The organism is Acinetobacter calcoaceticus, assembly GCF_016508255.1.
In the GTDB taxonomy this organism is placed as follows: domain Bacteria; phylum Pseudomonadota; class Gammaproteobacteria; order Pseudomonadales; family Moraxellaceae; genus Acinetobacter; species Acinetobacter calcoaceticus_E.
The window spans coordinates 254916-272838 of record NZ_JADVKT010000003.1; the positions used below are offsets into that span (position 1 = coordinate 254916).

Genomic DNA, 17923 nt, shown 5'->3' on the forward strand with positions numbered 1-17923 from the left:
TATGCACTGTCATTTTCAGAAATTCATCGACTCAGCTCAGCCACTTTGTATAGATAGTGCTTTGCACTCGACCCGTTTTAATCAATTTTGGCGGGATGTGGCCTTACAAGCTGCTGCAATTGCCCAAATGGAAAATTTAACTTGGGTATTATGGGAAGCAGATAGCTATGAGTTTCTGGTTCTATTCTTTGCTGCGCTGTTAGCGAAAAAGCAGATACTTCTACCACCAAATCGAGTGCGTGAACTAGAACAGCAATTTGCAGCACAGCAGATTTATTTTTTAAAGCGTCAAAATGCTGAATCAATTGCTCCCTTATCTTTAACGTTGGATGATGACTTTTTAGAGCAGGCGCAACTCTATTTTTATACATCAGGTTCAACGGGTGAACCTAAAAAAATTCCAAGAACATTAAAACAGTTACTTAATGAAGTTCAAGGATTGAGTCAGAGCTTTACTTTTGATGAACATGCAATTGCGATTGCAACGGTCAGCCATCAGCATATTTATGGATTACTGTTTAAATTATTACTGCCACTTGCTACAGGTCGAAGTTTTTATGCCCCTCAAATGGCATTTCCAGAAGATGTAGTGCAAGCACAAACACAATTAGAAACGTTGGGTTTAAGTAATTATTTGATCTCAAGTCCTGCATTATTAAAACGCTGGACAACCGATGTCGTTTTACAGCAATGCCAAATGGTATTTAGTTCGGGTGGCAAACTCGATAGTGGTATTCGCCCTTTATTAAATCGACCAATTATTGAAGTTTTGGGAAGTTCTGAAACAGGTGGTATTGCCCATCGTACTCAAGATGAGGATGTATGGACTGCGTTTAGCAATGTAGCTATTCGTATTGAAGACCAACAATTGATGGTCAAAAGTAATCATGCTTATGAAGATGATTGGATCATAACAGGTGACCGTGCGACATGGTCCGATGCAACGTGTCAGAGCTTTCAACTTTTGGGGCGTATTGACCGAATTATTAAACTCGAAGAAAAACGTTTGAGCCTAGATGCGATTGAACAAAGTATGTATGGTTTAGGCATCGTACAACAATGTCATGTGCTTGTGTTCGAACATGAACAGCGTCAAATGTTGGGATGCATTGTGGTTTTGACTGAGCATGGTCGAGAACAGTTACAGCAGTTGGGTAAATCAGCTTTCGTTAATCATTTAAAACAGCAATTGAAAGATCATCTGGAAACTATAGCGATTCCACGTCAGTGGCGTTTTTTAACTCAGTTACCACAAAACACACAGTCCAAACTCAATAAAAACTATTTGAAAACGCTATTTAAACCTATGTTGCAACCTGTTGTACTGTCTCAGTCTCAAAGTGCAGATGACCATATTTGGGAATTGGAATTTCCACCTGAGTTAGCTTGCTTTAAAGGTCATTTTCCAGAGCAACCGATTTATCCGGGTGTTGGGCAGATTGGTTTCTTGCAATATTTTGCTAAATTAATTTGGTCGGATTTACAGTGGTGTCAGGGGTATGAGCAGTTAAAATTTCAAAATCTGATCTGTCCTTATGCTGTTGTACAACTCAAGCTTTCCCGAAAAAACCACAAGGTGAATTTTGAGCTGCGTGACTCAGAACATATTCTGGCTTCAGGACGTCTATTATTTGCTTTACAAGCGGAAGTTGAGGGTTAAACATGCAGACCAATTATTGCTTTGTTATTCCAGTCTATAACCATCCTCATTATTTGGCAGATTTGATTACTTATCTGGACCGTTTCCATCTACCGATTGTGTTGGTAAATGATGGAAGTGATGATGATTGTAGTCAAATTTTACGAGCATTGGCAGAGCAATATTCTCAAATTCATCTTGTTGAACATGAGGTGAATAAGGGGAAGGGGCAAGCCGTAATGACGGGCTTACGTACTGCTCATCAGCTTGGTTTTAGCCATGCGCTACAACTAGATGCTGATGGACAACATTCTTGGGATGATATTCCCAAGTTTATTGAGCAGTCTCGGCAACATCCGGATGCGATGGTGATTGGTCAACCATACTTCGATGCTTCTATTCCCAAAAAACGCCTATATGGCCGTTACATCACTCATTTTTGGGTATGGCTAAATAGTTTATCTTTCGAAATCAAAGATAGTATGTGTGGATTTCGAGTATATCCGCTCGAGAGCACTATAAACGTTTTAAATAAGGCAAAATTTCAGCCACGTATGGGTTTTGATAGTGAAATTTTGGTTCGTTTAAAATGGGAAAATACTCCTTTCATTAATGTGCCAACGCCTGTCATTTATCCTGAGAAAGGAATCTCCCATTTCGATGTTTGGCAAGATAATTTAGGGCTGAGCAAAGCTCATGCAACGTTGTTTATGGGCATGCTCATTCGTTTGCCAAAATTACTCAAACAGAAGTTGAAGAAAGACTAATCATGACGCAATCAGCTTCGCCCAAATGGAATGACGTTAAAGAACGGGGAGGAATGTTACCTCTCATGTTAATGTTATGGTTCTACCGTTTTGGTGGGCGTTGGTTATGCAAGCTTGTGCTGTATTTTGTCATTATGTGGTATTGGCTATTTGCAGCTACAGCACGACATGCTTCATTACTTTACTTACAAAAACTGCATCAGTTTGCTGGCAAACAATCTCCTTTTACGCATGTACCAAATTGGGCAAACAGCTATGCTCATTTTATGCAGTTTGGTGAATGTATTCTGGATAAAGTTGAAGGGTGGTTAGGTCATATCTCCGAGCAAAATCTGGAGGTTTTTGGGCATGAGAATTTTTCTCAGCATTATCAAAAGGGTGCCTTAATTGTTGTCTCTCACTTTGGCAATATTGAATTGCTTCGTGCAATTAAGTCAGAGCATCCGCAGAAAATTAATGTATTGGTCTATCAGAAACATGCCACAAGATTTAATGAATTTTTAAAAAAAATAAATGATAAGGCGGATGTCTGTCTTTTATCAGTTGATGAGCTAGGTATTGAGACCGCAATGTTGCTGCAAGATAAAATGCAACAAGGCGAGTGGGTCATTGTCGCGGCAGATCGTGTGCCAGTACAGTCAGATCGTGTACAGCATGTTGAGTTTTTGGGAGAGCTGGCAGCTTTCCCGCAGGGCGCATGGATTCTGGCAAGTTTACTAAAAGTGCCCGTCATTGCCGTATTTTGCTACCGCATGCAACAGCAGTTTCAAGTGCATATTCATTCAATTGCCGAGCAGGTGAATTTACCTCGAGCTAAGCGTATTGAAGGCATGCAAACTTTAACTGAAACTTATGTTGCCGTATTAGAACAGCATTGCATGCGTGCCCCTTATCAATGGTTTAATTTTTATAATTTTTGGACGAAATAACATGCGTGTGTTAACCGTAGGTGAACAGTCACTTTGTATTGAAGATGTCGTTTCTGTAGCCAGAGGCGAGTGTCAGGTTGCATTACCTGAATCTTCTTCGTGGCGTGAACTGATTCAAAAAGGGGCTGATTTTCTTGATCAGTTACTTGAAGAAGAAGGCGTCATTTATGGTGTAACTACAGGTTATGGTGATTCTTGTCTCGTAGAAGTTCCATTGCATCAGGTTAATGAACTACCACTACATCTTTCACGGTTTCATGGCTGTGGTTTAGGTGAAAATCTAGATGTAATCACTGCACGTGCAGTTGTCGTTACACGACTATGTTCGTTGGCTCGTGGTTATTCAGGTGTGTCGATAGCATTACTTGAACGCTTGGTTTGGTTGCTCAATGAAAATGTAATTCCGGTCATTCCATCTGAAGGTTCAGTAGGGGCAAGTGGTGATTTAACGCCGTTATCTTATATTGCAGGAACTTTAGTCGGCGAGCGTGATGTCTATGTTGATGGACAAACTGTTCCAGTTGCTCAAGTCTATGCTGAAAAGAATATGCAGCCTTTAACGCTCAGACCTAAAGAAGGTTTGGCGCTCATGAACGGCACTGCGGTGATGACGGCAATTGCTTGTTTAAATTATAAAAAATCAGAGCAGATTGCACTTGCAAGTACTTTAATTACCGCTCTAAATGTATTGGCGCTAGAGGGTAATCCTAGTCATTTCGATGAAGTACTGTTTGCACAAAAGCCACATCTGGGACAGCAACAGGTTGCTAAGCAATTACGTGACTGGCTGGGTAGTGAAGTACAAACTGCACATCAAAGTCCTCGTTTACAAGATCGTTATTCGCTTCGTTGTGCGCCACATATTATTGGTGTATTTGAAGATTCAAAAGTCTGGTTGCGCCAGTTTATTGAAAATGAGCTGAACTCTAGCAATGATAATCCATTGATTGATCCAGTGGGTATGCGTGTATTGCACGGTGGTCATTTTTACGGTGGACATATTGCACAAGCAATGGATAGCTTAAAAATTATGATTGCTAACATTGCCGACTTGTTGGATAGACAGATTGCTCAATTGGTTGACCATAAAATGAATCATGGTTTGCCACGCAATTTAACAGGAGCTACCACTGAGCGTTTACCCCTCAATCATGGTTTTAAAGCAGTACAAATTGGCGTGTCGGCGTGGACGGCCGAAGCCCTAAAAAACACCTTGGCTGCTTCGATTTTTTCACGCTCAACTGAGTGTCATAATCAAGACAAAGTCAGTATGGGAACTATTGCTGCGCGTGATGCTAGCCGTGTGATTACCTTGACCCAGCAAGTGGTTGCAGCTTTATGCTGTGCTAGCGTTCAGGCGATTCATTTAAAAGGTCTTACAGCACAGCTAAGCCCAACATTGCAGGCATTTATGCAATGGACCTTACAAAGCTTTGCATTTGTCGAAGAAGACCGACCATTGCAAACCGAATTACAACAGATTGTTGATCGTTTAGACCAACTAGAATTGTTTAATCAACCAGAATTTATGGGATAAGGTGAGCCAATGCATGCAGATGTAATCATTGAAATTCCATTTCATGATGTCGATACCATGAATGTGGTTTGGCATGGTCATTATTTAAAATATTTTGAAATTGCGCGCTGTAAATTACTCGATCAGTTTCACTATAACTATATGCAAATGAAAGAATCAGGCTATGCATGGCCTGTGATTGAAAGCCATGTTCGTTATGTATACGGGATTGAGTTTGAACAAAAAATTAGAGTTCGGGCCCTTTTAAAAGAATGGGAAAACCGTTTGAAAATTGATTATCTAATTTTTGATGCAGAGTCTGGCAAACGTTTAACCAAGGGTTATACCACACAGGTGGCGGTGAATATTGAAGCTCGTGAAATGTGTTTTCAATCGCCACAAGTTTTGTTTGATCGTTTAAATGCATGGTCTGAGTTTCAACCGAAGAAGGATGTGTCATGACTAAATTCATCAAAACTTTAGGTTTAGGTACTGCTGTTTGGATGAGCAGCTTCAGTGCAGTTTATGCAGCACCCACGCAGATCACTCAAATTTTTCAGCAATTGTCTCAGTCTCCTACTGTACGCGCGGATTTTGAACAGCAAAAAAAACTACCATCGCTGAATAAAACTTTTGTTTCGAACGGCTCATTGTTGTTTGCAAAATCTTATGGGGTCGCGTGGCAAATCAAACGCCCTGTACAGGCAGATTTGATCGTAACACCTACTAAGTTAGTACAAAAAACACAGCGTACATTTAGCCAAATTCAGATTGATCAATCACCGTATAGCTCTGTAGCAACATTGTTTTTGCAGTTGATGTCAGGTAATGAACAGGCGTTGGTAAAAAACTTTAATGTGGTAAGTGCAAACTATAGCCCCGCTGGTTGGAACATTAGTTTAACGCCTAAAAGTAGCTTATTTAAAAAACTATTTGTGCGTGTGGATGTTCAAGGGCAGCAATATGTAAACCAAATCGTGATTACTGAAAAAGCCAATAATTTGACCACAATTCGCTTTAGTCACCAGACTTCTCAACCGACGACTTTAATGGCTGCTGAGCATGCGCTTTTCCAATTGGCAAAATAAATTTTCGGTACTTTGGTTAATCTCCCTCTTACTAATTGCTGTGGGTTTGGGTGTAACGTGGTTGAAAAAAGATATTCATATTCAGACGGATATTTTTGCATTATTGCCCAATATGCAGCAGGACCCACAGCTTGCGCGTACCCAGCAGTACATGAGTGAGCAACTCAACAATAAAGTATTTGTGGTTGTTGATGCCAAGGATGAGCCCGCTATACAACGTGCGACCGATTTTTTAACGGTACAAACCAAAAGCAATGCATTATGGCAGCCGTTGAAACCACAGCTTGATTTTGATCAATTTGCAAAGCAGTTGTATCAGCATCGGGTAGGCTTATTAAGTGAGCAAGATCAACAGTTATTGCAAAATAAAGACTATTCGGCGCTTAGCGAACAAAGTTTAATGCAAATGATGAGTCCGGGCCTGCCTGTGACAGCAGAATCACTGAAGCAAGACCCATTATTATTGTTCCCACGCTATGCCATGCAGTTAGCAAAGCCATCGCAGCAAAATATTGAAATGGAACAAGGTTTTGCGACTATTCATCATGATCAAGGTCTGTCTCGGTTATTTGTATTACAGTTAACTCAAAGCCCATACAATATTGACTATCAAGAACAAGTATCAAACTGGATTGATCAGACCAAGCAAAAATTAGCTGCAATGGGACTAAATTCCCATTGGACGGGAACGATCTTATTTACAAATTTTGGAACCCAATCGGCTAAAGAAGAAATTTCAACCATTGGTGTTGGTTCGACATTAGGCCTAATTTTTCTGGTGTGGTTTGGTTTTCGCTCATTACGTCCTATGGCGACAGAATTTATTGCTGTTTCGACTGGAAGTTTTGTTGCATTTGCAGTGACTCATTGGATGTTTGGGGAAATCCATCTCATCACTTTAGTATTTGGTGCAAGTCTAATCGGGGTTTGTGTCGATTTTTCTTTTTACTTTATGGCAATGCAGTCACAGCATAGACAGCTTGGTGGTTTTCAGATTTTAAAACCACTGTTGCCTAGCCTATTTATGGGATTGATGACCACACTGGTTGCTTATATCTTTTTGAGTTTTACCCCATTTCCCGGGTTTAGGCAGATTGCAGTATTCTCAATTGTCGGATTAATTGCGGCTTGGATTAGTAGTGTCCTTTTATTGCCAAGACTACCTGCACTCAATGCCCAGCCAGCAATACGTGCTTTGTCATGGATTGGGGAAACGCGACTGTGGTTCCAGCAACGTGCAAAAATACGTTATAGCTTGATTGCGGCTATTTTGGTCACGGGTACAGTTAGTCTTTTCTACCTTAAAACAAACGATGATATTCGTAATTTGCAAGGTATGGATGTGAGCTTGAAACAGCAGGATCAAGCTGTACGTGAACAATTCGGACAACAACAAGGCAGTGACTATTTTGTGGTAAAAGCGGCCTCTGCAACCGAAATGCAGCAACAGGAACAACAACTCGTCGGGCAGTTGCAAGGGTTACAGGCAAACGGGGAAATTTCTGCATTTCAAGCCTTGGGACAGTGGATACCACCACTGATTCAGCAGCAACATAATGTGGAGTTATTACAAAGTATTCCACGTTCGACTTTACAGCAATATGCACAAAGTATGGGGCTAAATGTCGCTGATATATTAAAATGGCAACAGCAACTGGCGACACAACCGCTATTAGATCTTTCTGTGTTTAAAGATCATCCTTTGGCTTTTCTACAACCTCAAGCAAATGAGCGCTTAGTCATGGTGACAGGGGTAAAATCCCCCGAAGCTTTAAAACATCTTCAAAATGAGAACGTTCATTTTCAGCAACCCATTGCAACAATGTCGCAAATGTTTGCTGAACATAGAGAGCAAGCTCAGCATCTTCTTATTTATGCATTGATTGGACTTACTGTTGGGTTGGCTATCATTTATGGCGTGAGCTCGATTTTGCCTTTGGTTTTGCCTGTCAGTTTAGCCTTATTAAGTACTTTTGCTGTTCAAGCATGGTTAGGTGTTGAGATTAACTTGTTTAGCATTATGGGGACTTTCCTGATTATTGGGATTGGTGTTGATTATGCAATTTTTTATCGACATGGGCATGATCACCCCCAAGTGGTTGGTATGGCATTGTTTTTATGTATGATGTCGACTTTGCTTGGCTTTGGATTACTTTCATTTAGCCATACTTATGCAATTCACTGTTTTGGTTTGACGGTTTTATTTGGGGTTGTTTTCTCATTCATCTATGCGACGTTGTTAACCCCAGCAGATGAAGAACATATTGTGAATTTACAAGACCATTCATAATTTGAATAAATTAAAAAGGAAGTCGTGCTATGCGCACTATAGAAAAAATTGATATCGTGATTATTGGGGCTGGGCCATCAGGTAGTTCTGCTGCGGCACTTCTTCGAAAAAAGGGTTATACCGTTACCGTTATTGAAAAACAGTACTTCCCACGGTTTTCAATTGGTGAGTCTTTACTGCCACAGTCTATGGTGTTCTTAGAAGAAGCAGGACTTTTAGAGACTGTTCAGGCTCATGTTGATCAGCATGCATTTCAATTTAAAAATGGTGCGGCTTTTCTACGCGGCAAACAGCGTAGCTTCTATGACTTTACAGAAAAGTTTACGGATGGGCCAGGGACTACTTGGCAAGTTCGCCGTGCAGATTTTGACAATTTGCTGGCAAAACAGGCTCAAGCTTATGGAGCCGACATCCGTTTTGGGCATGAGGTATTAGACGTTGATGTCACATCCGAACAACCCTTACTTACTGTATTAGATGAAAGCCAACAGCGTTATCAAATTCAAACCAAATTTTTGCTTGATGCGAGTGGGTTTGGGCGAATTTTACCAAAGTTACTAGACTTGGAAAGCCCATCGAACTTTCCGGTACGTCGCGCACTGTTTACCCATATTGAAGATGGTATTGCCGATGATCCTGAGTTTGACCGTAATAAAATTTTAATTACTGTGCATGAAAAAGATCATCGTGCATGGTATTGGTTGATTCCATTTGCAGATGGACGTGCTTCTTTTGGTGTCGTTGCAGAACAAGATTTTTTTGACAAATACACAGTCGAAAATGCTGAAGACAATGAACCTGAGGCAATGTTTAAGCGTATTTTAGCCGATGAGCCAAGTTTGTCACATGTATTGCGCCGTGCAACATTTGATACGCCAGTGCGTACTTTGGTTGGCTATTCCGCTAATGTAAAACACTTGGCAGATCGCAATTATGCATTGCTAGGTAATGCAGGTGAGTTCCTCGATCCGGTATTTTCATCAGGTGTAACAATCGCTTTAAAATCTTCAAGTTTGGCTGTTCCTTTAGTTGAAAGAGTTTTACGAGGTGAGCAAGTCGACTGGTTACAAGAATATGAAATGCCATTACGCCGAGGTATTCAGGTATTTCGTGCCTATGTTGAATCATGGTACGACGGTGAGTTCCAAGATGTGGTGTTCTCACAAAATCAGAATGAAGGCATTCGCCGTATGGTCTCTTCATTATTGGCCGGTTATGCATGGGATGAACAAAATCCGATTCATAAGAATGCTAAACGCAGATTGAGCACTTTGGCAGAATATTGTCGTGAGGGCTTGGCACAAGAACAAATACTTGAGGGATAACCATGCAACGCAAATGGGCAATGATATTACTCAGTGGCTTTTTATTCTTAAGTGGTTGTCAGGTCATGCCACATGCCAAAGGATTGCAAAGTTCTCTATGGCAGGCTCGGGCTTATCAACGACAAGATCAGGTTGAAGTTCAGTGGAAGCAGCAAAGTTTTAGCTTCTTGTTATACCAACAGCAAAAGGGTGCTGTACTGGATATGGTCGCGCTTAGTTTGACAGGCCAGCAGCTATTTAAGTTACAGTTTGATGGGCATCGGGTTCATGTTGAACAACGTATTGATCAAATGCGTTTATTGCCTTTTGAGTTTGTGGTACGCGATCTTTTATTTGCAACTTATCCTCAATTTTCAAATTTAGGACAACAAGCTGTAGAGATGAAACAACAAGCAGATATGCAGGTTGTTTATATCGAAAAACAGCCTGTGTTGCAGATTAAACAAGGGCAAGGAAGCATTGAATTGCATAATCAACAAGTCCCTTATACCATGACGCTAAGTTCGATTGAAAATACTTTGCAGACAGAAGAAATCCCTACGCCATGAAACATTTATCTTCAGAAAATACTGCTCCAATGGCTGTCGGAATACAATTGAGTGTTGGTTTATCTGCATTGGGATTTGATCTTGAACAGATCAAGCAAAATTTACAGCAACCTGAAAAAACCTTAAGTTTACGTGATGATTTGATTGCTGATCGTGATGTTTGGGTTGGGCAATTTACAGGTTCATTATGTTCGGATGTGCCAGAATTTTTGCACTCGGTAGATTCGCGTAATTTACGTTTTGCCTTAACAGCATTATCAGAAATTGAAACAGAGTTAAGAGCCTATACGGCATCTGTTGAAAATAAACGCTTGGCCATTGTGGTGGGTACATCCACTTCTGGTATTTCAGATAATGAATTATTACTTAAGCAATATTTTCAAGGGCAAACAGACCTATCGATATCTCATTATCCACAGGAAATGGGTTGTTTAGCGAAAGCATTGCAGCAGTACTTGGGGTGGGAAGGGCCAGCATATACTATTTCGACAGCTTGTTCTTCAAGCGCTAAAGCATTAGCCGCGGGCCAGAGATTACTTCATGCTGATTTAGCCGATGTTGTATTGGTGGGTGGTGTCGATACCTTATGCCAGTTGACCCTAAATGGCTTTAATAGTCTTGAAAGTTTATCTGACCATATTTGCCAGCCATGTGGTGTGACACGTGACGGTATTAATATTGGTGAAGCCGCAGCATTTTTTGTTTTAAGTAAAGCATCGGCACCTGTCATGTTAATGGGGGCGGGTGAGTCGATGGATGCATGGCATATTTCAGCCCCGCATCCTGAAGGTAAAGGTGCTGCTTTAGCTATGCAGCGTGCTTTAGATATGGCCCATATTTCCCCTCAAGAAATTGGTTATCTGAATTTGCATGGCACAGCAACTCCACAAAATGATGCAATGGAAATTAAGGCAATACGTCAGGTCTTTGGAAATTATCCAGTTGCTTTAAGTAGTACCAAACATAAAACTGGACATTGCCTCGGAGCTGCGGGCGCTATAGAAGCTTTTATTTGTGAGCAAATTTTAAAAGATCAGAGTTGGTTGCCATTGCATCAAAATGTTGAGATTGATCCAGATTTGGCAGATCAAAACTATGTCCAACATGCAAAGTTAAAACAGTCTATCCGCTATGTCATGAGTAACTCATTTGCTTTTGGTGGGAGTAACATTAGTCTGGTTTTTGGAGTAAATTCTTGATGAAACTTGACGCAATTCAATATATTCCACATGAACAACCGATGGTTTTTATAGATCATTTAACGGAGGTTGCAGAAGGTCGAGCGCAAGCAGAACTCACGATTACTCCAGAGCTGATGTTTTGTGAGGCTGATGGTTTACCGACTTGGGCAACTATTGAAATCATGGCACAAGCCATTAGTGCTTATTCAGGCTGGCAAGGCCAACAGTTAAAACAAGCGCCAAAAGTCGGCTTTTTATTGGGGACACGTAAATTACATTTACCGATTCCATATTTCGCTTTAGGTTCACGATTGATTATTCAAATAGAACAACAATATTTTCATGAAGGGCTGGGGCAATTTTCCTGTGAAATCCAATATGCTGAACACAGTATTCAGGCAACATTAAGTGTATTTGAGCCAACAGAAACACCATTTGAATAAACCACAAAGAATTAGGAATACATTGTGACAAGACGAATTTTAGTAACGGGTTCAAGTCGAGGGATTGGAAAAGCGATTGCATTACAACTCGCAAAGGCTGGTTTTGATGTAACGGTACATGCGCGTTCGCGTCAGGCAGATGCAGAGCAAGTCGTGCAAGAGATTCAGGCTTTAGGACAAAACAGCCATTATTTAATGTTTGATGTAACTGAACGCCAAACCGTTCAACAGATTTTAGAACAAGATGTAGAACAGCATGGCGGATTCTATGGTGTTGTATTAAATGCAGGGCTTACCCATGATAGTGCTTTTCCTGCATTAACCGATCAAGACTGGGATGAAGTCATTTCAACTTCTTTAGATGGTTTTTATAACGTATTAAAACCATTAGTTATGCCCATGATTCATTTGCGTAAAGGTGGCCGTATTGTCACCTTATCTTCAGTTTCTGGAATTATGGGTAATCGTGGTCAGGTCAACTATAGTGCTGCAAAAGCAGGATTGATTGGTGCGACTAAGGCTTTGGCACTCGAATTGGCTAAGCGAAAAATTACTGTGAACTGTGTGGCACCAGGGTTGATTGAAACTGAAATGGTGACCGATGAAGTCAAAGAACATGCGCTTAAAATGATTCCGTTACAACGCATGGGACAGGTCGATGAAGTTGCTAGCGTGGTGAAATTCTTATGTTCAGATGAAGCATCCTACATTACCCGACAAGTTATTTCGGTGAATGGGGGAATCATCTGATGAAACGTGTTGTTGTAACGGGAATGGCAGGGATTACTTCTTTAGGTGAAACCAGCGATGCAATTTTTGCCCAATTTGAAGCTGCAAAAAGCGGTATTCGTTACATGCCGGAATGGGAACAGTATGCTGACCTTCGAACCAAGCTCGCAGGCCCTATAGAAACATTTCATGTTCCAAAGCATTTTAACCGTAAAGTTACACGTGGAATGGGCCGTGTTGCTCTCATGTCTGTCGTTTGTGCCGAAACTGCTTTAGAAAATGCTGGCTTGCTTGGACACGAAATTTTGTCTAGTGGAGAAGCAGGTGTTGCGTTCGGTTCTTCTGCGGGTAGTGTAGAAGCGGTGGGTGAGTTTGCTAGCATGTTGCTTCATCAGAGCATGAGTAAGATGAATGCAACCACCTACATTCGTATGATGTCGCATACAAGCGCAGTTAACATGACGGTGTATTTTGGTCTAAAAGGGCTAACTTTACCCACTTCAAGTGCATGTACCTCTGGCTCAATGGCTATTGGGCAAGCCTATGAAGCCATTAAGTATGGCAAACAACAGGTCATGATTGCTGGTGGTGCAGAAGAGCTCAGTGCAGCAGGGGCCGCCGTTTTTGATGTATTGTTCGCGACCAGTGGTATGAATGACCAACCTGAAAAAACACCAAGACCATTTGATGCAAAGCGAGATGGATTGGTGATTGGTGAAGGGGCAGGCTGTTTAATTTTAGAAGAATACGAACATGCCAAAGCTCGAGGTGCACATATCTATGCCGAAGTGATTGGCTACGGTAGTAATACCGATGGTCAACATGTAACTCGCCCTGAGGCCGAAATGATGGGGCGCTGCATGGAGCTCGCACTTAAAGATGCATCTGTAGAAGCTAAAGACATTGCCTATGTGAATGCACACGGCACATCAACTGATCAGGGAGATGTAGCTGAGAGCCAAGCAACAGCAAAAATTTTGGGCCGTAAACCGATCAGCTCTTTAAAAAGCTACTTTGGACATACGCTGGGGGCGTGTGGTGCGATTGAGGCTTGGCTGAGCATTGAAATGATGAATCGTGGCCGTTTTATTCCAACTCTAAATCTAGATGAAATTGACCCACTGTGCGGCGATCTGGATTATATCGTTCAGCAACCGAGAACTCTGGACGCGGACATTATTATGAGCAATAACTTTGCTTTTGGCGGAATTAATACGTCGCTTATTTTTAAACGTGTTAAACAATAAGGAACACAACAATGTTAAATAAAAAACTTTTATTTGTAGCAATGCTAAGTGCAGGTTTTACTGCCACTGTTCAGGCAGGAGATGAAGTACATCAGTTAAATTTTAAAGAAGCTGTAGATCGTGCAGTTGCAGATGGTACTTTGGATGGTTCGGTAAAGTTTTATTTAAAGGGTACAAAGTCTGGCGGTAAAGTGATTCAAAAAGATGCGGTGACCAATAAAAAGACTAATAGCTTTGCTCAATCTGCTGCAAGTTCTTGTGACTGGGTATTACGTTCGGCACTTATTCAATTACAAAACAATGCTAAAGCGCAAGGTGGCAATGCTGTAACGAATATTGTGAGTTATTTTAAAAGCAATGAAACTAGCAGTACAACAAACTATGACTGCTACAAGGGAACTATCATGGCGGGTGTTGCTTTGAAAGGCGACGTCGTTAAATTCTAATTAATTTTAAATAAGGTCGAGATAATGTCTAAGCGTAATATTGAAGTCTATATACAGACATTATCTCAGCTTCTTTTAAAATCTAAACAAGATTTTCCGGACTTTCGCACATTTAATCATTATAAAAAACAGCAAATACACAATATTAGAAACAAGCTGATAGCACAGAAATTACAAATTACAATAACGGATTTAGAGTTTGCAAAGCATGAGCATGGCAAGCCATATTTACTGAATCATGATTTACATTTTAATCACTCTCATAGCCAACAATATTATGCTTTAGCGATGAGCCAGCATGTTAAAGATATAGGCGTAGATGTTGAAGAATTAGATCGTAAAGTTCGTTTGGAAGCTTTAGCCCAGCATGCATTTCATCCCGATGAATATGAAATGTGGCAAAGTTTAGAGCAAGACAAAGAATACTGGTTTAAAGTCTGGACGATTAAAGAAGCCGTTCTAAAAGCCTCGGGTCTCGGCATACGATTAGATTTAAATACTTTAAACACTCAAGCACACCCTACAGATCGTGGTGGAATATGTTCTCATTCACTTATTGGGGCATTTGCTTATCAAAACTTCGTTCAGGGCAATATGGTGCTAACAGTGGCATGGCGTTCAGAGTTATCTTGCCGTGGTTTCCAGTTTCCTACGATTCAGCTTCATTCACTTGATGCTTAATACGCGAAATAGCACACATAAAAAAACCGCGAATTACGCGGTTTTTTTATTAAAGGAGAAGCTAGAAAATTAAGCTTGACCTTCAACAGCTTGAGCACGTTGCATATTCGCTTCGAACTCTGCATCAAAGTTGATTGGAGTAAGAAGTAACTGTGGGAAGCTACCTTTAGTCACTAAATCATTTACTGCTTCACGTAAGAACGGGAACAAAATATTTGGGCAATAAGCGCCTAAAATATAAGGTAAGCGATCTTCTTCAACGTTATCAATCAAGAAAATACCTGATTGAGTGATATCTACAATGAACGCTGTTTCGTTGTCGTTATCAGCTTGTACCACAACTTTTAAAGAAACTTCAAAATGAGTTGGATCAATTTTTTCTGCAGCAGAAGAAAGATTGATGTTGAGTTCAGGTTGCCATTGTTTAGTAAAAACCTGCGCCCCAGGAACCTCAAAAGAAATATCTTTTGTATAAATACGCTCTAAAGCTAATTGTGGTTGAACTTGTTGTTCTTCGCTCATTGTTTTTTCCTTAATATGGATGCGAGATTAAGCCAATAATTCGTCAAGTTTACCTTCACGCTCTAAAGCATAAAGTTGGTCAAAACCGCCAATAAACTGATCGTTAATAAAAATTTGTGGGACAGTACGATGATTAGTGCGTTGCATTAATTCAACACGTACTTCTGGTGCTTCAACAGAAAGATTTACTTCTTTGTAAGCCACACCTTTACGCTCAAGTAACTGTTTAGCACGAACGCAATAAGGGCATACAGAAGTTGAGTAAACAATGACATTTGCAGCCATAATAATTCTCCTTAAGCTTTTGGTTTGCTTTTAACAAGAGGTAAGCCTTGTGCTTTCCAGTTGCTAATACCACCATCAAGACGATAGCTGTCATGGTGAGCAACTTTTTGCAAAGCACTACCAGCAACTTGCCCTAGATTACAAATAAATACCAATGGACGGTCACTTGCTTTTAATTCATCAGCATGACTTGCAATTTGGCTGAAAGGAATATTGCGGCTGCCACTAATATGACCTTCACGGAAGTCTTTACTATCGCGCAAGTCGATCAGTATGGCATTTTTTGCTTTCACTAAAATACCAAGCGACTGTGGTGAAATTTTACGACCATTACGTTGACCTTCAAAAATGAAGAACAACACGATCAAGACTCCGAGCGTACCAAACAAAATGGGGTGATTCCCCATAAACTCTAACCAGCGTTCCACAAGTCACCTAAAAAAAATTAAAAACAAAATTGACCTAGAGTATAGCGTATATAGATGGTGATCAAAATCACCACTTCAAGGGTAAAGCGGACAGAAAATTAGTTTTTTTGCTGTGCTTCTTGAATCTCATCAATTAAACGCAAAAAGCTATCTAGGCGCCGTGGTAAAATTTCACCAGATTCTACAGCGTGTTTTAACCCACAGTTCTTTTCATGAGTATGGGTACAATTACGGAATTGGCAAGAACCCAAATGAGCTTCAATTTCTGGAAAGCCCATACGGATTTTTTCTAAATCAAGATGCCAAAGCCCAAATTCACGAATTCCCGGTGAGTCGATTAACGCACCATTTTTACCGAAATTCATTAAACGTGTAGATGTTGTTGTGTGCTGACCGAGTGCAGAGTTTTCAGAAATGATATTTGTTTTTTGCTCTGCATCTGGAATTAATACATTAATTAAAGAGCTTTTTCCTACACCCGATTGACCAACGAAAGCTACTGTTTCACCATCTAACCGTTCAGATAAAGCAGAAATATCTCCCTTTTTAGACTGACAAATCATCACCTCATAACCCAAAGTTTTATATTCTTCTAATAGCGTAAGAATTGGGTCATTTTCAGTTAATAGATCAGACTTATTTAGGACTAAAAGTGCAGGAATATTTGCATCTGCACAAGCAACTAAATAACGGTCGATTAATGTCGGAGCTGGTTCAGGAAGTGGGGAAAATACAATCACAATCAAACTGATATTTGCTGCGACTGGTTTAACCTTGTGATAACGGTCTGGACGGGTAAGTAATGAGTTGCGTGGGTGAATGGCCGTAATGATGCCTAAACCTGTGTTTGGGTCGGCCTGCCATTTAACTCGGTCACCAGTCACAAGTAACTCAAGGTTTGTTCGAGTATGACATCGCCATACACTTTTTAGCTCGATAGGTTTCCAGAAGGGTTCTGGTTCTCCTTCGGCAACTTGAGGTTTTTCTGGGTGATGCTCAGGTACAGAGAGTGCCTGTACTTCAAGTTGGCGGCCATAATGTTGTACAACTAGTCCGTCCAGATCTTGTGAAGTATCGGCCTCTTCTTGGCGAGTTTTGTGCTGTTTTTCAATACGACGTTGCTGTTGTTCAGTTAAACGACGCTTACGAATTAAAGCCATTCATATCCCAAAAAAACCACTGTTTGAAGATGGCAAAAATAGCATGAAGCGGCTATAGAATTACAGCGCAGATGCAAGAAATTTGCTACTATTGATGTTTTTACGGCATTTTAGAACGTACATACATGAGCAGTACTTTAAATACACGATTAATTTGGATTGATTTGGAAATGACCGGTTTAGATACCGATAATGACCAAATTATTGAAATCGCAACAATTATTACAGATGATAATTTAAATGTACTTGCCGAAGGTCCGGTGTTAGCTGTTCACCAACCTGATCGTATTTTAAATGCAATGGATGAGTGGAATACCCGCCAACATGGGCAATCTGGGTTAGTTGAGCGAGTTCGTCGTAGCAAATTGACAGCTCGTGATGCTGAGTTACAGACTTTAGAATTTCTAAAAAAATGGGTTAACCCAAAAGTTTCACCAATGTGTGGTAACTCGATTTGTCAGGATCGCCGTTTCTTACATCGTCTTATGCCTGAACTTGAGCAGTATTTTCATTACCGTAATCTTGATGTATCTACCGTAAAAGAGCTGTCAAAACGCTGGCGTCCGGAAATCATGAGTGGTCTTAAAAAGAATGCATCGCATTTGGCAATGGATGATATTCGTGACTCAATTTCCGAGTTGAAATATTACCGTGAATACTTCTTTATTATGAACACAGACGGGAAAGATTAATTCTTTG

20 protein-coding genes are annotated in these 17923 nt (G+C 40.5%); 16 read left to right on the forward strand and 4 right to left on the reverse strand.

Annotated features, from left to right (window positions below; genetic code table 11):
- The first annotated feature begins 1 nt into the window (after nt 1).
- From I5515_RS08850 to I5515_RS08920, 15 genes are read left to right on the forward strand one after another with little or no spacing between them, the layout of a single operon-like run.
- Nucleotides 2–1660 (forward strand): AMP-binding protein, encoded by a 1659-nt coding sequence (locus tag I5515_RS08850; protein ID WP_199965904.1) that lies wholly within the window; start codon nt 2–4, stop codon nt 1658–1660.
- A 2-nt stretch (nt 1661–1662) separates the two neighbouring features.
- Entirely contained in the window at nt 1663–2406 is a 744-nt protein-coding gene (locus tag I5515_RS08855; protein WP_199965906.1) for a glycosyltransferase family 2 protein, read from the forward strand.
- A gap of 2 nt (nt 2407–2408) precedes the next feature.
- A complete protein-coding gene (locus tag I5515_RS08860; RefSeq protein WP_199965908.1) occupies nt 2409–3335 on the forward strand; it encodes an acyltransferase in 927 nt (308 codons plus the stop codon).
- 1 nt (nt 3336) lies between these two features.
- Nucleotides 3337–4872: an HAL/PAL/TAL family ammonia-lyase gene (locus I5515_RS08865; RefSeq protein WP_199965910.1), complete on the forward strand. Its 1536-nt coding sequence runs from the start codon at nt 3337–3339 to the stop codon at nt 4870–4872.
- A gap of 9 nt (nt 4873–4881) precedes the next feature.
- Complete coding sequence (locus tag I5515_RS08870) at nt 4882–5313, forward strand: acyl-CoA thioesterase (protein WP_199965912.1); 432 nt, start codon at nt 4882–4884, stop codon at nt 5311–5313.
- On the forward strand, nt 5310–5939 hold the full coding sequence (locus I5515_RS08875; RefSeq protein ID WP_199965914.1) for a LolA family protein: 630 nt from the start codon (nt 5310–5312) through the stop codon (nt 5937–5939). The genes I5515_RS08870 and I5515_RS08875 overlap by 4 nt, the downstream gene beginning before the upstream one ends.
- Nucleotides 5914–8229, forward strand: coding sequence for an MMPL family transporter (locus tag I5515_RS08880; protein WP_227562670.1), 2316 nt, complete (start codon nt 5914–5916; stop codon nt 8227–8229). Before I5515_RS08875 ends, I5515_RS08880 begins: the two co-directional genes overlap by 26 nt.
- Nucleotides 8230–8258: 29 nt before the next feature.
- A complete protein-coding gene (locus I5515_RS08885) occupies nt 8259–9554 on the forward strand; it encodes an NAD(P)/FAD-dependent oxidoreductase (protein WP_199965917.1) in 1296 nt (431 codons plus the stop codon).
- Nucleotides 9555–9556: 2 nt separating this feature from the next.
- Nucleotides 9557–10102 carry a DUF3261 domain-containing protein gene (locus I5515_RS08890; RefSeq protein ID WP_199965920.1) on the forward strand — a complete coding sequence of 182 codons (546 nt, stop codon included), beginning with the start codon at nt 9557–9559 and terminating at the stop codon, nt 10100–10102.
- Nucleotides 10099–11301: a beta-ketoacyl-[acyl-carrier-protein] synthase family protein gene (locus tag I5515_RS08895; protein ID WP_199965922.1), complete on the forward strand. Its 1203-nt coding sequence runs from the start codon at nt 10099–10101 to the stop codon at nt 11299–11301. Before I5515_RS08890 ends, I5515_RS08895 begins: the two co-directional genes overlap by 4 nt.
- Nucleotides 11301–11726 (forward strand): 3-hydroxylacyl-ACP dehydratase, encoded by a 426-nt coding sequence (locus tag I5515_RS08900; RefSeq protein WP_199966079.1) that lies wholly within the window; start codon nt 11301–11303, stop codon nt 11724–11726. The genes I5515_RS08895 and I5515_RS08900 overlap by 1 nt, the downstream gene beginning before the upstream one ends.
- A 24-nt stretch (nt 11727–11750) precedes the next feature.
- Nucleotides 11751–12476, forward strand: a complete 726-nt coding sequence (locus tag I5515_RS08905; RefSeq protein WP_199965924.1) for a 3-ketoacyl-ACP reductase FabG2 — start codon at nt 11751–11753, stop codon at nt 12474–12476.
- Nucleotides 12476–13702: a beta-ketoacyl-ACP synthase gene (locus I5515_RS08910; RefSeq protein ID WP_199965927.1), complete on the forward strand. Its 1227-nt coding sequence runs from the start codon at nt 12476–12478 to the stop codon at nt 13700–13702. The genes I5515_RS08905 and I5515_RS08910 overlap by 1 nt, the downstream gene beginning before the upstream one ends.
- Nucleotides 13703–13713: 11 nt before the next feature.
- The gene (locus I5515_RS08915; RefSeq protein WP_199965929.1) at nt 13714–14148 is read left to right on the forward strand and encodes an excinuclease; all 435 of its coding nucleotides are present in this window, start codon (nt 13714–13716) and stop codon (nt 14146–14148) included.
- A gap of 24 nt (nt 14149–14172) precedes the next feature.
- Nucleotides 14173–14829: a 4'-phosphopantetheinyl transferase family protein gene (locus tag I5515_RS08920; protein ID WP_199965931.1), complete on the forward strand. Its 657-nt coding sequence runs from the start codon at nt 14173–14175 to the stop codon at nt 14827–14829.
- A gap of 69 nt (nt 14830–14898) precedes the next feature.
- On the opposite strand, the gene secB is transcribed toward I5515_RS08920, so the two are convergent.
- From secB to rsgA, 4 genes are all read right to left on the reverse strand, one after another.
- The gene (gene secB / locus I5515_RS08925; protein WP_016139275.1) at nt 14899–15351 is read right to left on the reverse strand and encodes a protein-export chaperone SecB; all 453 of its coding nucleotides are present in this window, start codon (nt 15349–15351) and stop codon (nt 14899–14901) included.
- Between the two features lie 27 nt (nt 15352–15378).
- The gene (grxC, locus tag I5515_RS08930; RefSeq protein ID WP_002114715.1) at nt 15379–15636 is read right to left on the reverse strand and encodes a glutaredoxin 3; all 258 of its coding nucleotides are present in this window, start codon (nt 15634–15636) and stop codon (nt 15379–15381) included.
- 11 nt (nt 15637–15647) lie between these two features.
- Nucleotides 15648–16064 carry a rhodanese-like domain-containing protein gene (locus I5515_RS08935; protein WP_111855456.1) on the reverse strand — a complete coding sequence of 139 codons (417 nt, stop codon included), beginning with the start codon at nt 16062–16064 and terminating at the stop codon, nt 15648–15650.
- 98 nt (nt 16065–16162) lie between these two features.
- Nucleotides 16163–17224 (reverse strand): small ribosomal subunit biogenesis GTPase RsgA, encoded by a 1062-nt coding sequence (rsgA, locus tag I5515_RS08940; RefSeq protein ID WP_199965933.1) that lies wholly within the window; start codon nt 17222–17224, stop codon nt 16163–16165.
- Nucleotides 17225–17349: 125 nt separating this feature from the next.
- Here rsgA and orn point away from each other — a divergent pair, with 125 nt between their 5' ends.
- Nucleotides 17350–17916, forward strand: a complete 567-nt coding sequence (gene orn / locus I5515_RS08945) for an oligoribonuclease (RefSeq protein WP_003654932.1) — start codon at nt 17350–17352, stop codon at nt 17914–17916.
- The last annotated feature ends 7 nt before the right edge of the window (nt 17917–17923 follow it).